Origin of the sequence: Saccharopolyspora antiqui, assembly GCF_052246905.1 — a bacterium.
In the GTDB taxonomy this organism is placed as follows: domain Bacteria; phylum Actinomycetota; class Actinomycetes; order Mycobacteriales; family Pseudonocardiaceae; genus Saccharopolyspora.
Genome location: NZ_JBQQBO010000020.1, coordinates 86072 through 105114 on the forward strand (window position 1 = coordinate 86072; position 19043 = coordinate 105114).

Annotated in this window: 16 protein-coding genes; 4 read left to right on the forward strand and 12 right to left on the reverse strand. The window is 69.4% G+C overall.

The genetic code is table 11. The annotated features are described in order from the left end of the window. Positions 1-14 precede the first annotated feature (14 nt). From ACTWQN_RS27370 to ACTWQN_RS27425, 12 genes are all read right to left on the reverse strand, one after another. Positions 15-1160, reverse strand: coding sequence for an MCE family protein (locus tag ACTWQN_RS27370; protein ID WP_443206455.1), 1146 nt, complete (start codon positions 1158-1160; stop codon positions 15-17). Then, positions 1161-2294 (reverse strand): MCE family protein, encoded by a 1134-nt coding sequence (locus tag ACTWQN_RS27375; RefSeq protein ID WP_443206456.1) that lies wholly within the window; start codon positions 2292-2294, stop codon positions 1161-1163. Then, positions 2291-3457 (reverse strand): MCE family protein, encoded by a 1167-nt coding sequence (locus tag ACTWQN_RS27380; protein WP_443206457.1) that lies wholly within the window; start codon positions 3455-3457, stop codon positions 2291-2293. The genes ACTWQN_RS27375 and ACTWQN_RS27380 overlap by 4 nt, the downstream gene beginning before the upstream one ends. Then, on the reverse strand, positions 3457-4476 hold the full coding sequence (locus ACTWQN_RS27385) for an MCE family protein (RefSeq protein WP_443206458.1): 1020 nt from the start codon (positions 4474-4476) through the stop codon (positions 3457-3459). Before ACTWQN_RS27385 ends, ACTWQN_RS27380 begins: the two co-directional genes overlap by 1 nt. After that, positions 4473-5507 (reverse strand): MCE family protein, encoded by a 1035-nt coding sequence (locus ACTWQN_RS27390; protein ID WP_443206459.1) that lies wholly within the window; start codon positions 5505-5507, stop codon positions 4473-4475. The genes ACTWQN_RS27385 and ACTWQN_RS27390 overlap by 4 nt, the downstream gene beginning before the upstream one ends. Further along, the gene (locus ACTWQN_RS27395) at positions 5504-6829 is read right to left on the reverse strand and encodes an MCE family protein (RefSeq protein WP_443206460.1); all 1326 of its coding nucleotides are present in this window, start codon (positions 6827-6829) and stop codon (positions 5504-5506) included. The genes ACTWQN_RS27390 and ACTWQN_RS27395 overlap by 4 nt, the downstream gene beginning before the upstream one ends. Further along, the gene (locus ACTWQN_RS27400; protein ID WP_443206461.1) at positions 6826-7680 is read right to left on the reverse strand and encodes an MlaE family ABC transporter permease; all 855 of its coding nucleotides are present in this window, start codon (positions 7678-7680) and stop codon (positions 6826-6828) included. Before ACTWQN_RS27400 ends, ACTWQN_RS27395 begins: the two co-directional genes overlap by 4 nt. A gap of 4 nt (positions 7681-7684) precedes the next feature. After that, the gene (locus ACTWQN_RS27405) at positions 7685-8416 is read right to left on the reverse strand and encodes an MlaE family ABC transporter permease (protein ID WP_443206462.1); all 732 of its coding nucleotides are present in this window, start codon (positions 8414-8416) and stop codon (positions 7685-7687) included. A 128-nt stretch (positions 8417-8544) separates the two neighbouring features. Continuing rightward, a complete protein-coding gene (locus tag ACTWQN_RS27410) occupies positions 8545-9291 on the reverse strand; it encodes a glucose 1-dehydrogenase (RefSeq protein WP_443206463.1) in 747 nt (248 codons plus the stop codon). Between the two features lies 1 nt (position 9292). Then, positions 9293-10801, reverse strand: a complete 1509-nt coding sequence (locus ACTWQN_RS27415; RefSeq protein ID WP_443206464.1) for an aldehyde dehydrogenase family protein — start codon at positions 10799-10801, stop codon at positions 9293-9295. A 163-nt stretch (positions 10802-10964) separates the two neighbouring features. Further along, positions 10965-11849 (reverse strand): 3-oxoacyl-ACP reductase, encoded by an 885-nt coding sequence (locus ACTWQN_RS27420; protein WP_443206465.1) that lies wholly within the window; start codon positions 11847-11849, stop codon positions 10965-10967. 14 nt (positions 11850-11863) lie between these two features. Continuing rightward, on the reverse strand, positions 11864-12952 hold the full coding sequence (locus ACTWQN_RS27425; RefSeq protein ID WP_443206466.1) for a Zn-dependent alcohol dehydrogenase: 1089 nt from the start codon (positions 12950-12952) through the stop codon (positions 11864-11866). 401 nt (positions 12953-13353) lie between these two features. On the opposite strand from ACTWQN_RS27425, the gene ACTWQN_RS27430 reads away from it, so the two are divergent. From ACTWQN_RS27430 to ACTWQN_RS27445, 4 genes are all read left to right on the forward strand, one after another. Continuing rightward, positions 13354-14532, forward strand: coding sequence for an acyl-CoA dehydrogenase family protein (locus tag ACTWQN_RS27430; RefSeq protein WP_443206467.1), 1179 nt, complete (start codon positions 13354-13356; stop codon positions 14530-14532). A gap of 57 nt (positions 14533-14589) precedes the next feature. After that, entirely contained in the window at positions 14590-15687 is a 1098-nt protein-coding gene (locus ACTWQN_RS27435; protein WP_443206468.1) for an acyl-CoA dehydrogenase family protein, read from the forward strand. 1 nt (position 15688) lies between these two features. After that, positions 15689-17263, forward strand: coding sequence for a long-chain-fatty-acid--CoA ligase (locus ACTWQN_RS27440; protein WP_443206469.1), 1575 nt, complete (start codon positions 15689-15691; stop codon positions 17261-17263). A gap of 357 nt (positions 17264-17620) precedes the next feature. Beyond that, positions 17621-19042 carry a DUF2079 domain-containing protein gene (locus ACTWQN_RS27445; protein ID WP_443206470.1) on the forward strand — a complete coding sequence of 474 codons (1422 nt, stop codon included), beginning with the start codon at positions 17621-17623 and terminating at the stop codon, positions 19040-19042. Position 19043: the final 1 nt, after the last annotated feature.

Consider the following 19043-nt stretch of genomic DNA (forward strand, 5'->3'; position numbering starts at 1 on the left):
ACTACTCACAGTGCTCAGGGCGTGAACGGCGGTGGCGGCGGGACGGGGTCTGGAACCGGGGCTCGCGGGGCGTTCTGGGAGCCCCGAACGCTGATCACGCTGTCCGGCGGTTCGGCGCAGTGCACGTCCTCGTTCGTCGGTCCCGGTGCCGTTTCGCTGCCCGGCCGCCGGGGGGTGCCCTCGTAGCCCCTGGTGCAGGCGATCGGGTTGAAGAAGTTGAGCACCAGGCCGAGGTGCCCGGTGCCATCCGGTGACAGCGAGTGGGTGAACGAGGAGACCACCGGCAGGGCCACCAGCATCTGCTCGACCGCCGGTCCGCGCACCTCGGTGATCCGCATCGTGGTCAGCAGGTTCGCCACCACCACGCCGAAGTCGGTGCCCGCGCTGCGCAGCAGCGCGTCGACTTCCTGGCTCGCCACCGGCGCCTGCTGGATGATCCCCCGCAGATCCGGGTCGGATTCCCTGAGCTGCGCGGAGATCTGCCGCAGTCCGCCGCTGAACGACACGATCTGCTCGGCCTGCTCCTGCTGGGTTTGCAGCACCACATCGCTGTTCACCAGCAGCCCGGTGGTCTGCGGGAGGTGCTGATCGGCCGCCGCGGTGACCGAGCTGGCCGCGTCGAGCAGGCGTTGCAGGTCGTCGCCGGTGCCGTTGAAGGCGGTGCCGACCTCGTCCACCACGGTGCGCAGATCGTCGACCGGCACGCTGCCCACCAGCCGGTCCAGGTCGACCAGCAGCGATTCCGGCGCCGGTGGCGTCTCGGTCCGCTCCGGCGCGATCACCGATCCCGCCGCGAGGTAGGGGCCGCCGTCGTGTTCGGGCCGCAGGTCGAGGAACTGCTCACCGACCGCCGAGCGGTTGGCCACCACCGCGCGCGTGTCGGTCGGGATCGGCGGCGCGGAGTCGGTGATGTGCAGGTCGACGTCGATACCGGTTCCGGTCAGCCGCATCGCGGTGACCCGACCGACCGCCACCCCGCGATAGGTCACCTCCGAGTTGGTGAACAGCCCGCCGGAGTCGGCCATCCGGACCGTCACGGGGTAGCCGTTGCCGCCGAAGTACCGGTCCAGCCCGGCGTACTGGCCGCCGGTGTACCCGATGCCGACCACCGCCAGGACCAGGAACAACCCCAGCCGCGCCTTGGTCTTCCGCGCGAACATCTAGCGTCCTCCCTGCTGCGTCGGGGCGGGGATGGGCAGCGGCGGCAGGGCCGGTGCGGGTGGCGGCAGGGTCAGCCCGGACTGCCCCGAGTCCGACAGCCCCGGGATCGGGATCAGCGGGCCGGAGGACCGGGTGAGGTTCTCCATGATGCTGCTCAGATCCAGGTCGACCCGGACGTCGGCGTTGACGAAGTCGCCCTTGAGCGGCTTCATGGCGTACTCTGGGAAGGGGTAGGTCGCCAGGTAGCCGATGGCGTCCGGCAGCTTGTCGCCGGTGTCCGCGAGCTTCTGCAGCGTGGGCGCGAGGGCGCGCAGGTCGGCGACCATGTCGTCCCTGCTGCGGTTGACGGTCTGCACCGCGACACCGGAGAGCTCGTCCAGCGCCCGCAGCATCGTGACGAGCTGATCCCGCTGCTGCGCCAGGGTTTGCAGGCCGGGCGCCAGGCCGTCCAGTGCCCCGGCCACCTCGTCGGTCTGCCCGCGCAGCGTCGACGACAGCCGGTTGAGGCCGTCGATGGCGCGGGTGATGTTCTCCTTCTGCGCGTCCAACCGCCCCACGGTGTCGTTGAGATTTCCCAGCAGCGAGCGGATTTCCGCCTCGTTGCCGGTGAAGGCCCCGTTCAGCTCGCGCACGATGTCCTGCAGCTGCGCGACGCCACCGCCGCCCAGCAGCATCGACAGCGCCCCGAGCACCTCCTCGACCTGCGGGTTGCGGTTGGTTCGTTCCAGCGGGATCACCGCGCCGTCGGCCAGCTCCTCGTGCGCCGCCTCGGCTGGTGCCGCTAGTTCGACGAACTTCTCGCCCAGCAGGCTCGACTGCCGCAGCTGGGCGTCGGCGTTGGCGGGCAGCCGGACGTCGCCGTTGACCGACATGACCACCAGCGCGGTGGTGTTGTCCGGGCTCAGCTCGATCCCCTCCACCCGGCCGACCGCGACGTCGTTGACCTTCACGCTGGCCTGCGGGACCAGGTCGAGCACGTCGGCGAAGTGCGCGGTCACCCGGTACGGATCGTCGCCGAGTTCCGCGCCACCGGGCAGCGGCGCGTTGTAGAGGCCGGAGAATCCCGTTGCGGTGCAACCGGAAACCAGCACCGTCGCGAGCAGTCCCGCGCCGAGCGCGCGGCGCCTGGTCATGGGTTGCCCCCTTGGCGGGAGGCATCCACCAGCGGAAGCGGTAGCGGCGGCAGTTCGCCCTGCTGGAGGTGGTGCATCGCTTCGCCGACCGACGGCAGCGGCAGCGTTCCGTCCAGCACCGGGGCCAGCCTGTCGCAGGCCTCCTTCAGGGCCACCGGCAGCGGTTCTGGTGTGCTGTGCTGGATCAGCTTGCACACCATCAGCACCGGTGGATGGGTGAGTTCGTTGAGGTGGCCGCGCACCGTGACGCTTCCGGAGGCCGCGTCGTAGGAGTTGATGAAGTTCGTCGCCCCCAGCGGAGCGACGTCGAGCACCTCGGCCAGCGCCTCGCGCTGGTCCACCAACGCCTGCGTCACACCGGTCAAGTTGTCCACATTGGACGCCATCAGGGTCCGGTTGTCCCGGATGAACCGGGAAACATCGTCCAGCGCGACCGAGAGCGAGCCCAGCGCGGCGCCCATCTGCTGCTGTTCACCGGCCAGGAATCCGGTCACATCGGTGACCCGCCCGTAGAACTCCTGGATCTGCCGGTCGCTTTCGGCCAACGCCCCGGTGAACCTGTTGAGGTTGTCCACCGTGGCGAACAGATCGTCCTGGTTGTCCTGCAGGGTCGCGGCGAGGTCGCCGAGTTGCCGCACCGTGGTGTTCAGGTCCGCGCCGTTGCCCTGCAACGCGGCCGCCGAGGTGCTCAGCACGTCCGACAACGCGCCCGTGCTGTTCGCGCCGTCCGGACCGAGGGCCTGGGCGAGCGCGTTGGCGCTGCGGTAGAGGTCGTCGAGTTCGGCGGGCGTGGCCGTGCGGTCGGCCGCGAGCACCGCGCCGGAAACCAGCTCGGCGCCGCCGGAATAAGCCGGGGTGAGCTGCACGTACCGGTCGCTGACCAGGCTCGGTGCCACCACCACGGCCTTGACGTCGGCCGGGATCCGCACGTCGTCATCGACGTGCATGTCCACCCGGACCACCGCGCCCTGCGGCACGACGCTGTCGATGCCACCGACCTCGACACCCAGCACCCGCACGCTCGACCCGGCGTAGACGCCGACGGCCTTGTCGAAGTACGCGGTGATCCGCGTGCCCGGATCGCTGAACAACCACCACAGGCCCGCGCCGCACAACAGCACCAGCGCGCACCCCAGACCGAGGGCCTTGGAGATCTTGGGCATCAGCCACCTCCGACGGGACGGGACGGCACCGGGACCTCGCAGGACGTGCTGTTGGTCTGCACCGGCCCGGCGTTTACCGCCGGTGGGAACAGCCCGCACAGGTAGCCGTCGAACCACCGGCCGTTGCCGACGGTGTTGTTGAAGCCGCGCACGTACGGCGCCATCGCCGCCACCGTCCGGGCCAGGTCGTCCTGGTTGCGCCGCAACATCTCGGTCAGTTGGTTGAGCTGGTCCAGGGTCGGCTGCAACTGCTGCTGGTTGTCGGCGACCAGGCCGCGCAGCTCGTCGGAGAGCCGCTGGGTGCCGGTCAGCAGCGCGGAAATCGCCGCGCGGCGGTGCTGCAGTTCGGTCAGCAGCAGGTTGCCGTCGGAGATCAACCGCCGCACCTGTTCGTCGCGGTTGGCGACGATCTCGCTGACGCCACTGGTGTTCTGCAGCAGCGCGGCGAGCTGCTGGTCTCGCGAGGCGATGGTCTGCGACAGCTGCGACAACCCGTCCACGGCCTGGCCCAGGTGCTGCGGTGCGCCGCGGAAGGTGTCCGAGAGCACCCGGAAGCTGTCGGCGAGCTGCCGGGTGTCGATCTGGTCGGTGGTGCGGGTGAGCTGATCGAGCGCGTCCGGGATGTCGAACGGCGCGGTGGTCCGCTCGATCGGGATCGGGTCGGTCAGCTCGGCGGCGCCGTCCGGTTGCAGCGCGAGGTACTTCTCGCCGAGCAGCGTCTTGATCTCGATGTTCGCCCGGCTGCGCTCGCCGACCGCCACACCGTCCACCCGGAACGTCACGAGCACCCGGTTCCCGTCCAGCGCCACATCGGTGACCTCACCGGATTTGACCCCGGCGATCTGCACGTCGTTGCCCGCCGCGAGTCCGGCCGACTCGGTGAAGTAGGCCTGGTAGGTCTGCCCGCTGCCGATCACCGGCAGGTCCTCGGCGAAGAACGCGCCCAGCGTGACGCAGGTGATCAGGACGACCGCCACCACGCCGACGACGGCCTGGTTCCGCTGCCGCAACGGCTTCATGACTGGCACCTCTCCGGCATCTCCGAGGCCGGGACCGGCACGATCGGCACCGTGATGTTCAGCTCGGAGATCCCGACCGTTCCGGAGATCCGGCACAGGTAGAAGTTGAACCAGCTGCCGTAGCTGACGGTCCGGGTCAACGCGTTCAACCGCTCCGGAACCGTCTGCAGGTCGTGCTCCAGCTTCGGCTGCTCGGCGTTGAGGATGCTGGTGACCCGGTTCAGCTCGGCGATGCTGCTCTGCAACGGCGGACGCGCCTGCTCCAGCAGTCCGGCGGTGGTGTGCGTGAGCTCGCCGAGCGAGGCGATCGCTTCGCCGACCGGCTGCCGCTGCTCGGCGAATCCGCTGGTCAGCTGTTGCAGCGCGGTGATCAGCTCGCCGAGTTGCGGGCCGCGGGCGTTGACGGTGCCCAGCACCACGTTGAGGTTGTCGATCACCTGCCCGATCACCTCGTCCTTGCGGGCGAGCGTCGAGGTCAGCGACGCGGTGTGGGCGAGCAGGCTGTCCACCGTGCCTGCCTCGCCCTGCAACACCTGGACGATCTCGGCCGACAGCTGGTTGACGTCCTGCGGCGAAAGCGCCTGGAACAGCGGCTTGAACCCGTTGAACAGCGCGGTGAGGTTCAGCGCCGGATGGGTGCGCTCCAGCGGGATCTCGCCGTCCGGGGGCAGCAGGTCCACCGGATCGCGCAGCGGGGCGTCCAGCGCCAGATACCGCTGCCCGGCGAGGTTGCGGTACTTGACGGTCGCGGAAGCGTCGCGCGGGAGGCGCCGCTGCGCGTCGATGTCGAAGTGCACCAGGGCGTACCTGCCGTCGACGACCTCCAGTTCGGTCACCCGACCGACCTTCACCCCGGCCATCCGCACGTCGTCGCCGACGTCCAGTCCGGAGGCGTCGGCGAACCGGGCGCGGTAGGACTCGGTGGAGCTGGCGGTGGACGCCGCGATGGTCATCGCGAGCACGCTGGTGAGCGTGATCGTGACCGCCGCGAACAGCAGCAGTTTGATCAGCGGCGCGGTGATCGACCTCATCGCAGCGTCACCTCCGCACCGCGGTACAGCGGACCGACCAGCAGCCCGCTCCAGTCCGGCACATCCGCCCGCGCCACGCCCAACTGCGGTGCCAGCAGCGCCGACAACAGGTCCCGCTCGGCCGGTGAGTTCGCCACCGACTGCGGCGTGGTCGACGCCGGGACCTGGTTCCACGGGAACACTTCGTCGCGGTCGCGCGGCGGTTCGGGGAACGTGGAGCCGTCCTGCACCGGACCGCCCGGCGGGTACTGCGGGAAGGTGTCCGGCGGCTCGACCCACGGGTAGCAGCGCGGCCCCCGCTGGTCCAGGTAGCGCGGGGTGTCCACGCCGGGCAGGTACTTGCCGCGACTGGCGGTGATCTCGATGGTGAACTTGGCGATCTCCGGGTTCGGCGATCCCTTCCCGAAGGACGCCTCGGCGTTCGGTATCGAGTCCGCGAACTGGCCGAGCATGCAGGGATATTCCGGCGCGTACTCGGCGAGCAGTTCCAGAGTGGACCTCGATGTGCCGGTGAGCTCGATCAGGTTGTCCTTGTTCAGCGCCAAGAACCGGTTCAGGTCGTCGGCGCTGCCGGTGACGGTGCCGAGCATCGTCTGCAGCGCGGTCCGCTGTTCGGCGATCGTCCGGCTGGTCGTGGTCAGGTCGCTGAGCGCCTGCGCCAGGTCGGGGGCGGCCTGGTCGTAGGTGTCGGCCACCTCGTCGATGCGCGCGATGACCGATTCGAGCTTCGGCAGCGACGGGTTCAGCCGTGCCAGGTAGCTGTCGAGCTGCACCAACGTGTCGCCGAGTTGTTCGCCGCGGCCGTCCAGCGCCTGCGAGACGGCGCTCAGCGTCGTCGAGAGCTTTTCCGGTTGCACCGCTTGCAGAACCGGCAGCAGGTCGTCGAGCACCTGCTCGATCTCGATGGCCGAGGCGCTGCGGTCCTGCGGGATGACAGCACCGGCTGCCAGCGGCCGCGAACCCGGATTCGGCGGGATCTGCAAGGAGACGTAGCGCTCCCCGAACAGCGTCTTGGGCAGCAGCCGGGCCGACGCGCTCGCCGGGATCAGCTCCGCCTGCTCCGGCTGCAACGCCAGGTCCAGCACCGCGTGGTCCCCGGCCGCCCGCACGCCGCGCACCTCGCCGACCACCACGCCCCGCACCTTGACGTCGGCGCCGACCCGCATCTGGTTGCCGATCCGGTCGGTTTCCAGGCTGACCGCCACCACCGGCGTGAACGCCTTGCGGTAGGCGGCGATGGTGCCCGCGAAGAACAGCCCGGCGGCCACCAGGAACGCCACCCCGAGCGCCTGGTACCGGCGCCTGCTCCGCGCGCCGGTCATCCCGAGATCCGAACTGTCGTGGTGGAGCCCCAGATGGCCAGGCTGAGGAAGAAGTCCAGCACCGCGATCAGCACGATCGAGGTGCGCACGGCGCGGCCCACCGCGACGCCTACGCCCGCCGGGCCGCCGCGCGCGGTGTAGCCGTAGTAGCAGTGCGTCAGGATCACCGCGATGCTGAACACGATCAGCTTCCCGAACGACCACAGCACGTCCTGGGGTGGCAGGAACAGGTGGAAGTAGTGGTCGTAGGTGCCCGCGGATTGGCCGTAGAACCACACGGTGATCTGCCGGGAGGCGAAGTAGGAGCCGAGCAGGCCCACCACGTACAGCGGGATCACCGCCGCGACCCCGGCCAGCACCCGGCTGGTCACCAGGTACGGCACGGTGCGCACGCCCATCACCTCCAGCGCGTCGATCTCGTCGGAGATCCGCATCGCGCCCAACTGCGCGGTGAACCCGCAGCCGACGGTCGCCGACAGCGCCAGCCCCGCCGACAGCGGCGCCACCTCGCGGGTGTCGAAGTAGGCGGCCACGAACCCGGTCAGCGCCGAGGTGCCGAGCTGGTTCAGCGACGAATAGCCCTGCAACCCCACGATCGCGCCGGTGGCCACCGTCATGCCGATCATCACGCCGAGCGTGCCGCCGATTACGGCGAGCGCACCGCTGCCGAACACGACCTCGGTGAGCAGCCGGGCGGTCTCGCGCCAGTAGCGGCGCAGCGTCACCGGTGCCAGGGCGAGGGCGCGCAGGTAGAACGAGAGCTGCCAGCCCAGGTCGGCCAGCGCGTCGCCGGGCCCACGGGTGATCCGCCGCCGCGCCGGTGCCGCGGCGGCCGGGTCGACGACGGCCATCGGCTCACAACCCCTTCGGTGGCACGAGTTGCAGGTAGATCCCGGTTAGCACCAGGTTGATCAGGAACAGCAGCAGGAAGGTGATCACCACGGCCTGGTTGACCGCATCGCCCACGCCCTTGGGCCCCGCTGCCGGGTTGAGCCCGCGGTAGGCGGCGACCACTCCGGCCACGAATCCGTACAGCAGCGCCTTGAACTCGCTGATCCACAGGTCGGGCAGTTGCGCGAGCGCGTTGAAGCTGGCCAGGTAGGCGCCGGGCGTGCCGCCCTGCAGGATCACGTTGAAGAAGTAACCGCCGAGCACCCCGACGACGCTGACCATTCCGTTGAGCAGCAAGGCAACCAGCACCGCCCCGAGCACCCGAGGCACGATCAGCCGCTGGATCGGCGAAACTCCGAGCACCTGCAACGCGTCGATCTCCTCGCGGATGGTGCGCGCGCCGATGTCGGCGCACATCGCCGACCCACCTGCCCCGGCCACCAACAACGCGGTGATCAGCGGACTCGCCTGCTGGAGGATCGCCAACGCACTGGCGGCCCCGGTGAACGACTGCGCCCCGATCTGCTGGGTCAACGACCCCAACTGCATAGCGATGACCGCCCCGAACGGAATGGCCACCAAAGCGGTAGGCAAGATCGTCACACTCGCGAAGAACCAAGCCTGCTGAATGCACTCCCGCCCTTGAAAAGGCCGCCGCGGAATAGCCCGCAAAACCTCCCACCCCAAGGTAGCCATCCGCCCAACCTGCCCGAATGCCCCCACCGCAACACTCCGCACCGCCACCTCCGATCGACGCTGATCCGGGGTGAAGGGCACCTTTCACCAAGTAAGTTGGTAAAAGGTGCCCTTCACTCATCACCTGTTCAGGCGAGTGAGTGTGTTGCTGTTGCGCCGCCGTCCGCGATGAACTCCGCGCCGGTGCAGTAAGAACTCTCGTCACTGGCCAGGAAAACGGCGAGCGCGGCGATCTCCTCGGGTTGGCCGACCCGACCCAGCGCGACGCGTTTGCCAACGTAGTCCATCGGCACCGGTCCACCGACCGCGTCGGAAATCATTTGGGTATCGATCGCACCGGGATGCACCGAATTGACCCGGATGCCCTTGGGGCCCAACTCCATCGCGGCCACCTTCGTCATCCCGCGAATGGCGAACTTGCTGGCCGAATACGCCACCAGCAACGGCATGCCGCCCAAACCCTCCACAGAGGACACGTTGATGATCGAGCCGCCGCCATCGGACATCGCCGGGATCACCTCGCGCATGCCGAGGAAGGTGCCGATCTGGTTGACCCGGATGACCCGCTCGTAGTCGGCCAGGCTGGTGTCGGCCAACTCCGCGAAGTGCAGCACCCCGGCGTTGTTGACCAGCACGTTGACCGACCCGAGTTCGCGGGCCGCGCGGACCGCGTCGACCCAGTCGTCCTCGGAGCCGACGTCCAGGTGCTGGTAGACGGCATCCGGCCCGAGCTCCTCGGCCAGCGCGGCGCCCAACTCGTCAGCCACGTCCGCCACCAGCACCCGCGCGCCTTCGGCGACGAACCGGCGAGCCGTCGCCGCGCCCTGCCCGCGCGCCGCACCGGTGATGATCGCGACCTTGCCCGCCAACCGCATGTCACATCAACTCGTCGGTCAGCGGCAACAACACGGCCTTGAGCTCGGTGTAGGCCTCGAACGACGACCGGCCGCCCTCCCGGCCGAGCCCGGACTGCTTGTAACCGCCGAAGGGCAGGTGCGGCTCCACGGCGAACCCGTTGATGCCGACCGTGCCGGTGCGGATCCGCTTGGCGACCCGGAACGCGCGCCGAACGTCCGATGTGTACACCCCGGCGCCGAGCCCGTACTGCGAGTCGTTGGCCATCCGGACCGCTTCGTCCTCGTCGGCGAACGGCACGATCGACAGCACCGGGCCGAAGATCTCCTGCTGCGCGATGGTCATCGAGTTGGTCACGCCGGCGAAGATCGTCGGTTGCACGAAGTGCCCGGCGCTGAGGTCGCCGTCCGGCCGCCCACCGCCGGTGACCAGCCGCGCGCCTTCCTGCTGCCCCTGCTCGATGAACCCGAGCACTCGCTCCAGCTGCCGCTGGTTGATCAGCGGGCTGGACAGCACGCCCGGGTCGAACGGGTCGCCGTAGGTCACCGCGGCGGCGATCAGCTCGGCGGCGCCGACGAATTCGTCGTAGGCGTCCTGGTGCACCAGCGCCCGGGTGTGCGCCACGCAGGCCTGACCGGACAGCCCGAGCGTGACCATGCCCATCGCGGTCATGCCCGCCAAGCCCACATCGGCGTCCGGGAACACGATGGCCGGGCTCTTGCCGCCCAACTCCAGCGACACCCGCTTCATGGTGCCCGCCGAGGCCGCGATGATCCTCCGGCCCACCTCACGGCTGCCGGTGAAGCTCACCTTGTCCACCAGCGGATGCCCGATGAGCGCCTCGCCGGTCGGATCGCCGGGGCCGGTGACGACGTTGACCACGCCATCCGGAATCCCGGCTTCCTGCAGTAGTTCCACCATCCGCAGCACGCTGAACGTCGCGTACTCCGACGGCTTGACCACCACCGTGCACCCGGCGGCCAAGGCCGGTGCGACTTTCTGCGCGAACAGCAGGAACGGCGCGTTCCAGGGCAGCACCGCGGCCACCACGCCGACCGGTTCGCGGAAGGTCATCGCCAGGTGATCGCCGCCCTGGTAAGGCGGCAGGGTTTCGCCGCCCGCCTTGTCGATCCACCCGGCGTGGTGGTCGAACACGTCGGCGGCGACGTCCACCGATCCGGCGTACACCGTGCCGAACGACAGCGGCACGCTGTTGTCCAGGGCCTGCCGGGCGCGCAGGTCGTCGGCGTGTTCCCGCAGCAGGTCCGCGTAGCGGCGCAGCAGTCGGATCCGCTGCCCGGCGCGGATCGTCGGCCACGGGCTGTCGTCGAACGCCCGCCGCGCGGCGCGGACCGCGTCGTCGACGTCTTCGGCGGCGGCGACGGCGAAATCCCCCACCGCTTCGCCGGTCGCCGGGTGGTGGTGGGTCCAGGTCCGCCCCGCGCGGGCCTGCTGCCACTGGCCGTCCACCAGCAGCAATCCATCCTTGAGCGCCACAGCATCGCAGTGCTGCCGCACGGTCAGGGCCATCGAATCCTCCTCGCCCTAGAGCTCGTTCCGTGGACCTGGTTTGCCGGGATCGCGCCGATTTCGCGCGAAATCGGTGTCCCGGGTGCAGGGAGAGCGGCGATTTCGCGCGAAATCGCCAACCGCCTCGCACCGCAAGCGGCTGCCGCCGCTCACAAAAAACCTCCTAGGGCAGGGAAGACAACTCGGTGTTGGCGAAGCTCAGTCCGGGATCGCGCGTTGCGAAGTAAGCTCCGACGGTGTCCGCCAACTCTCCTTCGGTCCACAACGGACCTTCGGTGTCGAAGCGCTGCGCGACAGCTGGTGCCGCCATCAAGACGATCATCCCGCTGTGCACGACGAACACCTGACCGTTGATCGCTTGTGCCGCAGGTCCGGCCAAATACGCGACCAGCGGCGCCACGTGATCCGTCGACAACGGATCGATGCCGGTTTCGGGTGCCGGTCCGAAGATGTCCTCGGTCATCGCCGTCCGGGCACGCGGGCAGATGGCATTCGCCCGCACTCCCATGCGCTCCAACGCGCGCGCCGTGGACACGGTCAACGCCGCGATTCCCGCCTTGGCGGCCGCGTAGTTCGGCTGCGCCGGGGATCCGAGCAAGAACGCTTCGGAAGCCGTGTTGATCAGGCTGCCGTAGGTCGATCCGGTCTGCTTGTACTGCTCGCGCCAGTGCGCGGCCGCGTTGCGGGACAGCAGGAAATGGCCGCGCAGGTGGACGCGGATCACGTCGTCCCACTCCTGCTCGCTCATCTTGAACAACATCCGGTCCCGCAACACCCCGGCGTTGTTCACCACCACGTGCAGGCCGCCGAATCGCTGCACCGCGGTCGCGACCAGCTGATCGGCGGTGGCGCTGTCCGAGACGTCCCCGACGACGGCCACGGCCTTGCCGCCGAGGTCCTCGATCTCCGCGACGACCGCCGAGGCGTGCTCCGAAACGTCGTTGACCACCACGTCGGCACCGGCACGCGCCAGCGCCAGCGCCTCCGCACGGCCCAACCCCGCCCCGGCGCCGGTGACGACCGCGACCTTTCCCGCCAGGCTCCGCACCGCTACCCCCGGTCTCAGTCGAAGGTCACGATCTGCCGCACCAAGGCGCCGCTGGGGCTCTTCAGCGCGGCCAGGCCTTCGTTGATGTCGTCGAGCCGGATCCGGCGGGAGATCATGCCTTCCAGGTCGAGCCGCCCGGCACGCCACAGGTTCACCATCCGCGCGGTGTCCCGGCGCGGATCCGCCGAGCCGTAGAACGACGGCAGGATCTTCTTCTCGTTGATGAACAACTCCTGCGCGTTGAACTCGACCTTCTGCTCCGGCCCACCGGCACCGACGATCACCGCGGTGCCGCCGCGTCGAGTCGCGTCGTAGGCGGCGCGGATCGTGGCGGCCGATCCGACCACCTCGATGGCGTAGTCGAACCCGCGACCACCGGTCACCGCGTTCTGCACCTCGGCCAGGCCGTCCGGCGTGGTGGCGTGCGTAGCGCCGAATTGCTTTGCCGCGGCGTGCTTTTCGGTCACCGGGTCGACCGCGACGAGCTGCGCGGCACCGGCCAACCGGGCGCCCTGGATGACCGAGATGCCGACTCCGCCGCAGCCGATGACGACCACGGTGGACCCGGGTTCTACCCGCGCGGTGTTGAGCACCGCGCCGACCCCGGTGAGCACCCCGCAGCCGATGAGCGCGGCGACTTCGAAGGGGATGTCGGCATCGACTCGGTTGGCACCCGCGCTGGGCAGCACGACTTCCTCGGCGAAGGCCCCGCAGCCGCCGAAGCCGAACGCGGGCTCGCCGCCGATTTCGAACCGCGGCGAGACGAACGCGGCGACGGTGTGCACCTCGCACAGGTTCGGCTGGCCGCCCAGGCAGTACGCGCACCGACCGCACGGTGGCACGAACGAGAGCACCACGTGGTCGCCGGGCGCCAGCTCGGTCACCTGGCTGCCGACTTCCAAGACTTCACCGGCGCCTTCGTGGCCCATCACGCCGGGTGCCAACGCGGGCAGCGCGCCGTTCATCGCGGACACGTCGCTGTGGCAGACACCGGCCGCCTTGATGCGCACTCGGACTTCGTCGGGGCCGGGCGCGGTGGTGGCGACATCAGTCCGCACGTCCAGCTTGTCATCACCGATCTGCTTGAGCACCGCTGCTTTCACCGGTTGGTCACCTCACCGAGATCGCCCGCGCCGCTGCGGGAGCTGTTATCCACGACACATTAGAACGTGTTCTCATGAACTAGCAAGGTCCGCGCGACAAATCCTGGAACATTGGGATACGCACTGGAACAAACGGGTGCAACCAGTTCTAGACGACCGGCGGATCGAGCCGGACGACAGGCCGTCCAACCTCACAACGAGCCGTTCGCAGGCGAGTCACTGCTCCGTTCGGCGTCAACCCGAACAGTCACCCGTCCAATAGAACCAGTTTCTATGCATCATCCAACGCGCCAATTCGGCAAATGTGCTTGTTCAAGAGTCGCATGTCGACCGCCGCACCCCACTCGGACTATGGTTGATGAAACATGTTCCACACACCTCTCGGCACGCAGGAGGGATGCATGCGCATCGCCTACACGCCTGAGCAGGAGCAGCTGCGCAAGGAGCTGCGCCGCTACTTCGGCAAGCTCATGACACCCGAGCTCCGCGAGGAACTGACCGCGCACGGCGACTACGGCGACGGCGTCGCCTACCAGCAACTGGTCCGGCAGATGGGCGCGGACGGCTGGCTCGCGCTGGGCTGGCCAGCGGAGTACGGCGGGCAGAACCGCAGCATGCTGGAGCAGCTGATCTTCACCGACGAGGCGGCGATCGCCGGTGCCCCGGTGCCGTTCCTGACGCTCAACAGCATCGCGCCGACCATCATGCGCTTCGGCACCCCGGAGCAGAAGTCGTTCTACCTGCCGCGAATCGCCTCCGGCGAGATCCACTTCTCGATCGGCTACTCCGAGCCGGAGGCGGGCACCGACCTCGCCTCGCTGCGCACCACCGCCGACCGGGACGGCGAGCAATACCTGGTCAACGGCCAGAAGATGTGGACAAGCCTGATCCAGTACGCGGACTACGTGTGGCTGGCCTGCCGAACCGACCGGGAGGCGAAGAAGCACCGCGGCCTGAGCATCCTGATCGTGCCCACCGCCGCACCCGGCTTCTCCTGGACCCCGGTGCACACCGTCGCCGGGCCGACCACCAGCGCCACCTACTACCAGGACGTGCGGGTGCCGACCTCGGCCCTGGTGGGCGCCGAGAACGAGGGCTGGCCGCTGATCACCAACCAGCTCAACCACGAGCGGGTGGCGCTGACCTCATCGGCGCCGCTGCGGCTGGCGTTGGACGAAGTGCTGGAGTGGGCGCGGGAAACCCGGCTCGCCGACGGGCGCCGGGTGCTCGACCAGGAGTGGGTGCGGCGGCACCTGGCCCGCGTGCACGCCGGGGTGGAGTTCCTCAAGCTGGTCAACTGGAAGATCGCCACCACTGTCGAGCAGCAGCCCGCACCGGCCACCGCGTCGGCGACGAAGGTGTACGGCACCGAGTTCGCCATCGAGGCCTACCGGCTGCTGATGGAAGTGCTCGGCAGCGCCGCATACGTGCGCCACGGTTCGCCGGGTGCGGCGCTTCGCGGCCGGATCGAACGCATGCACCGCTCGGCGCTGATCCTCACCTTCGGCGGCGGCACCAACGAGGTGCAACGCGACATCGTCGCCGCGGTCGGCCTGGGCCTACCCCCCGCCAAACGCTGACCGGACACCCGAGCACCGAACCCGCCACCGGTTCGGACCAGACCTTGAGGAGGATTCGTGGACTTCTCGTGCACCGAAGCGCAGACCGACCTGTCCGGGCTGGCCAGGAAGATCCTCGGCGACCGGGCGACCAACGAGCGGCTGCGCGAGGTCGAGCGCGCACCGGACCGCTTCGACCGTGCACTGTGGACACAGTTGGCGCGGGCCGAGGTGCTGTCGGCGGCACTGCCGAGCTCGGTAGGCGGTGGCGGATTCGGGTTGCTGGAGCAGTGCTCGGTGCTGATCGAGATCGGCCGCGCGGTCGCCCCGGTGCCCTACCTCGCCTCGATCACCACGGCTGCCGCGGCACTGGCCCAGTTCGGCACGCCCGAACAGCAGCGGCGCTGGGCGGTTCCGGCCGCGAACGGCGAACTGGTGCTCACCGCCGCGCTGACCGAGGAGAACAACCCCGACCCGCACCGACCCGCCTGCCGCGCGCAGCGGTTGGATGGCGAATGGGTGCTCACCGGCACGAAGACCACGGTGCCAGCCGGGCCCGTCGCCGATCTGGTGCTGGTGCCCGCATCGACACCGGAGGGGCCACGGGTGTTCCTGGTCGAGGCCGCGCAGCTCGCCCTCCAGCGCCAGCGCATCGTCGATTCCGACAGCGAGGCCTTCTTCGACCTGGACGGCGTGCGGCTCGGCGATGACCAGGTGCTCGGCCCGGATTCGGCGGTGCTGGACTGGCTGATCAACCGCGCGACCGTCGGAGGGTGCGCCCACCAGGTGGGTGTCCTCGCGCGGGCGCTTGAGCTGACCAGCGAATACGCCCGCGAGCGCGTGCAGTTCGGGCGTCCGATCGGCAGCTTCCAGGCCGTCGCCCAGCGGTTGGCGGACGCCTTCATCGACGTGGAGGCCGTGCGCCTGACGCTGTGGCAGGCGGCGTGGCGGGTCGAGGAGGGGTTGCCTTGCGCGACCGAGGTCGCCACCGCGAAGTTCTGGGCCGCCGAAGCCGGACACCGCGTCGCGCACACCGCGGTGCACGTCCACGGCGGTGTCGGCATCGACCTCGACCACCCGCTGCACCGCTACTTCGTCGCGGCCAAGCGCAACGAGTTCTTCCTCGGTGGCGCGGCGGCGCAGTTGGGGCGGCTCGGCGACGCGCTGGTGGACTGACATGACGCCGACGGTGACCGAACTCCTGTTGGCCCGTGCCGACGACAACAGCTGCGGACTGCGGTTCGCCGACCGCGCGTGGTCGTGGGCCGAGCAGTTGCGCGGCTGCGCCCAGTACGCGTCGCTGCTGCGTTCTCGGCTGCGCGCGGATCGTCCCCGCCACGTTGGTGTGCTGCTCGGCAACGTGCCGGAGTTCGCGTTCCTGCTCGGCGGCGCCGCGCTGTCCGGGGCCGTGCTGGTGGGGCTGAACCCGACGCGGCGCGGTGCGGCCTTGGCCCGCGATGTCCGGCTGACCGACTGCCAGCTGATCGTCACCGACAGCCCGCACGCGCAACTGCTGGCCGGGCTCGACCTCGGTTCGGCGGAGGTGCTGGTCGTCGACGGGCCGTCGTGGTCTTCGCTGCTCGCCGAGCATGCCGGTAGCCGCATCGACCCGGTTCCGGCGACACCTGACGACCTGCTCGTGCTGGTGTTCACCTCCGGGACCGGCGGCGAGCCCAAGGCGGTCCGCTGCACGCACGGCAAGATCGCCTTCCCCGGCCGGATGCTGGCCGACCGGTTCGGCCTGACCGGCGACGACGTGGTGTACGTGGCGATGCCGCTGTTCCACTCCAACGCGCTGATGGCGGGTTGGGCGGTCGGCCTTGCCGCCGGGGCCGCCATCGCGCTGCGGCACCGGTTCTCGGCCTCGGGCTTCCTGCCCGACGTGCGGCGCTTCGGCGCGACCTACGCCAACTACGTGGGCAAACCGCTCGCGCACATCCTGGCCACCCCGGCGCGCCCGGACGACGCCGACAACCCGCTGCGGCTGGTGTACGGCAACGAGGGCAACGAACGGGACCTCGCCCGGTTCGCCGAGCGGTTCGGCTGCCGCGTCGTCGACGGCTTCGGCTCCACCGAAGGCGGGATAGCCGTGGCCCGCACCCCGGACACCCCACCCGGCGCGCTGGGCCGCCTCCCGGACGGCGTCGCCGTGCTCCACCCGGACACCGGAAAACCCTGTGCCACGGCCGAATTCTCCGCCGACGGCCAACTGCTCAACCCCGACGAAGCGATCGGCGAGCTGGTCAACACCGCGGGTTCGGGCTGGTTCGCGGGCTACTACAACGCGCCGGAGTCCGACGCGGAACGGATGCGCGACGGCATGTACTTCAGCGGCGACCTCGCCTACCTGGACGCGAACGGCTTCTGCCACTTCGCGGGCCGCTCGGCCGACTGGCTGCGGGTGGACGGCGAAAACCTCGGCACCGCGCCGATCGAACGAATCCTCCTGCGGCACCCGGAGATCACCGAGGCAGCCGTCTACGGGATCCCGGACCCGCAAGTCGGAGACCAGGTGATGGCCGCGCTCGTCACGACTCCCGACTTCTCCCCCGCCGCCTTGGGCGACTTCCTCGCGGCACAACCCGACCTGGGCCCCAAGCAATGGCCCAGCTACATCCGCCTGGCCGCGGAACTCCCCCGCACGGCGACGTTCAAGATCCTCAAACGCCGACTGGCCGCCGAACGCTGCCAGACCCCCGACCCGATCTGGCACCGTCCCAACCCGAACCCCACCTACACCCCAATCCAATAACCGCACCCCCGCACCGAATGACAGCGGGTGAGGGGCACCCGTGACCGAGTAACTGGGTCACGGGTGCCCCTCACCCATCTCGCGACGCGGGGTGCTCGTGAGGGTGCTCACATCGGGCGCGGAATTTCGGCGGGGATGTCAACCGAGATCGTCGGTGTCGGGGTAGAGGATTCATGAAAGGCACCGCACGGGGAGCGCACGAGTCTTGACCGTCGAAGAGTTCGAGGAGTTCTACGCGCTGTCGGCCCCTCCCGAGATCATCAGCGCGCCCCCGAGCTCGCTCACCAGTGAGCCGCCCAGGACCAGCAACCCCACCAGTTCCGCGCCCGCCAGCACTTCGAACAGCACGGAAGCACCATGATCACGATCATCGAAGCATCCACCACTACCGCACCCGCAAGTTCCGACCGCCCAGCGGTGTCGAGCCGGGTGATCCCTTACCTGCTTTGCGGGGCGTTCTACGTCTGCTACGTGGCGATCTCGCTGTCGCGGTACGCCGGGTACGCCTCCATGTCGTGGGACCTGGGCATTTTCGAGCAGGTCGTGCGGTCCTACGCGGAGGGCCGCACGCCCGTCTCGGACCTGCTGGGGCCCGGGTTCGTCATCTTCGGCGACCACTTCAGCCCGATCCTGGCCCTCCTCGCGCCGATCTACTTCGTGTTCCCGTCCGCGCAGACCCTGCTCGTCGCGCAGGCAGCCCTTTTCGCGCTGTCCGTGGTCCCGGTGACCAGGGCGGCCACCAGGTTGCTCGGCAACGCCAGGGGGCGGGCGGTGGGCGTTGCCTACGGCCTGTCGTGGGGCGTTCAACGGGCCGTCGACTTCGACTTCCACGAGATCTGCTTCGCCGTCCCGCTCATCGCTTTCGCGCTCGAAGCGATGTTGTCGCAGCGGTGGTGGCGGGCCCTCGCCTGGTGCGCGCCGCTCGTGCTGGTCAAGGACGACCTCTCGCTCACCGCGGCCGCCTTCGCGGTGGTGCTCGCCGTCCTCGCCGGGAAGCACGACAAGAGGTTCGTCCGCGTCGCCGTGGTGAGCGCCGTGCTGTTCGTCGTCGCGTGGTTCTGCATCACCGTGCTGGTCATCCCGTCGTTCAACACCTCGGGCACCTACCGGTACTGGGACAAGATCGCCGGTGAGGTGGCTTTCCCCGCGTCACTGCTGGAAGGCGCGGGCGAGAAGTTCAGCACCGCGCTTTGGATCCTGCTGCCGACGACCGGGCTGATCGCCGTCGGCTCACCGCTGCTGCTCATCGCCCTCCCGACGTTCGCATGGCGATTCCTGTCCCAGGAGGAGCACTACTGGAGCACGGACTGGCACTACAACGCGGTGCTGATGCCGATCGTCACGCTGGCCATGGTCGACGCCATCGCCAGGGTGCGCGCGACACACCCGTCCTGGCTGCGGGGCTACGCCTCGCACCTGCCGGGCGTCGTCCTGGCGGCGGCGGTCGCCTTGAGCGTCACGCTGCCCATCTCCTGGTTGGTCCCGAGCGACGGCGAGCGCTTCGACCAGGACGCCACGGCCGCGTCGAGCGTGTTGGACCGGATCCCCGACGGCGCGACGGTCGCGGCCAACAACGCCACCGCCGCGCATCTCACCAGCCGATGCCGGGTGTTCTGGATAGCCAACACCGAGGGGGTCGCCCCGGAGTACATCGCGGTCTACGAGCCGGACAAGAATGCCGCCGAAATGCGCGAGTACCTCCTCGAACTGCACCCCGGCACGACCTACCAGGTTCTGGCCGAAGAATCGGGGTTCTGGGCGCTGCACCGAGCCCGGTGAC

Excerpts from the sequence above, each read along its gene's own strand:
- ACTWQN_RS27370 (WP_443206455.1), bottom strand. The coding sequence starts at position 1,160 with ATGTTCGCGCGGAAGACCAAGGCGCGGCTGGGGTTGTTCCTGGTCCTG.
- ACTWQN_RS27375 (WP_443206456.1), bottom strand. The coding sequence starts at position 2,294 with ATGACCAGGCGCCGCGCGCTCGGCGCGGGACTGCTCGCGACGGTGCTG.
- ACTWQN_RS27380 (WP_443206457.1), bottom strand. The coding sequence starts at position 3,457 with ATGCCCAAGATCTCCAAGGCCCTCGGTCTGGGGTGCGCGCTGGTGCTG.
- ACTWQN_RS27385 (WP_443206458.1), bottom strand. The coding sequence starts at position 4,476 with ATGAAGCCGTTGCGGCAGCGGAACCAGGCCGTCGTCGGCGTGGTGGCG.
- ACTWQN_RS27390 (WP_443206459.1), bottom strand. The coding sequence starts at position 5,507 with ATGAGGTCGATCACCGCGCCGCTGATCAAACTGCTGCTGTTCGCGGCG.
- ACTWQN_RS27395 (WP_443206460.1), bottom strand. The coding sequence starts at position 6,829 with ATGACCGGCGCGCGGAGCAGGCGCCGGTACCAGGCGCTCGGGGTGGCG.
- ACTWQN_RS27400 (WP_443206461.1), bottom strand. The coding sequence starts at position 7,680 with ATGGCCGTCGTCGACCCGGCCGCCGCGGCACCGGCGCGGCGGCGGATC.
- ACTWQN_RS27405 (WP_443206462.1), bottom strand. The coding sequence starts at position 8,416 with ATGGCTACCTTGGGGTGGGAGGTTTTGCGGGCTATTCCGCGGCGGCCT.
- ACTWQN_RS27410 (WP_443206463.1), bottom strand. The coding sequence starts at position 9,291 with ATGCGGTTGGCGGGCAAGGTCGCGATCATCACCGGTGCGGCGCGCGGG.
- ACTWQN_RS27415 (WP_443206464.1), bottom strand. The coding sequence starts at position 10,801 with ATGGCCCTGACCGTGCGGCAGCACTGCGATGCTGTGGCGCTCAAGGAT.
- ACTWQN_RS27430 (WP_443206467.1), top strand. The coding sequence starts at position 13,354 with ATGCGCATCGCCTACACGCCTGAGCAGGAGCAGCTGCGCAAGGAGCTG.
- ACTWQN_RS27440 (WP_443206469.1), top strand. The coding sequence starts at position 15,689 with ATGACGCCGACGGTGACCGAACTCCTGTTGGCCCGTGCCGACGACAAC.
- ACTWQN_RS27445 (WP_443206470.1), top strand. The coding sequence starts at position 17,621 with ATGATCACGATCATCGAAGCATCCACCACTACCGCACCCGCAAGTTCC.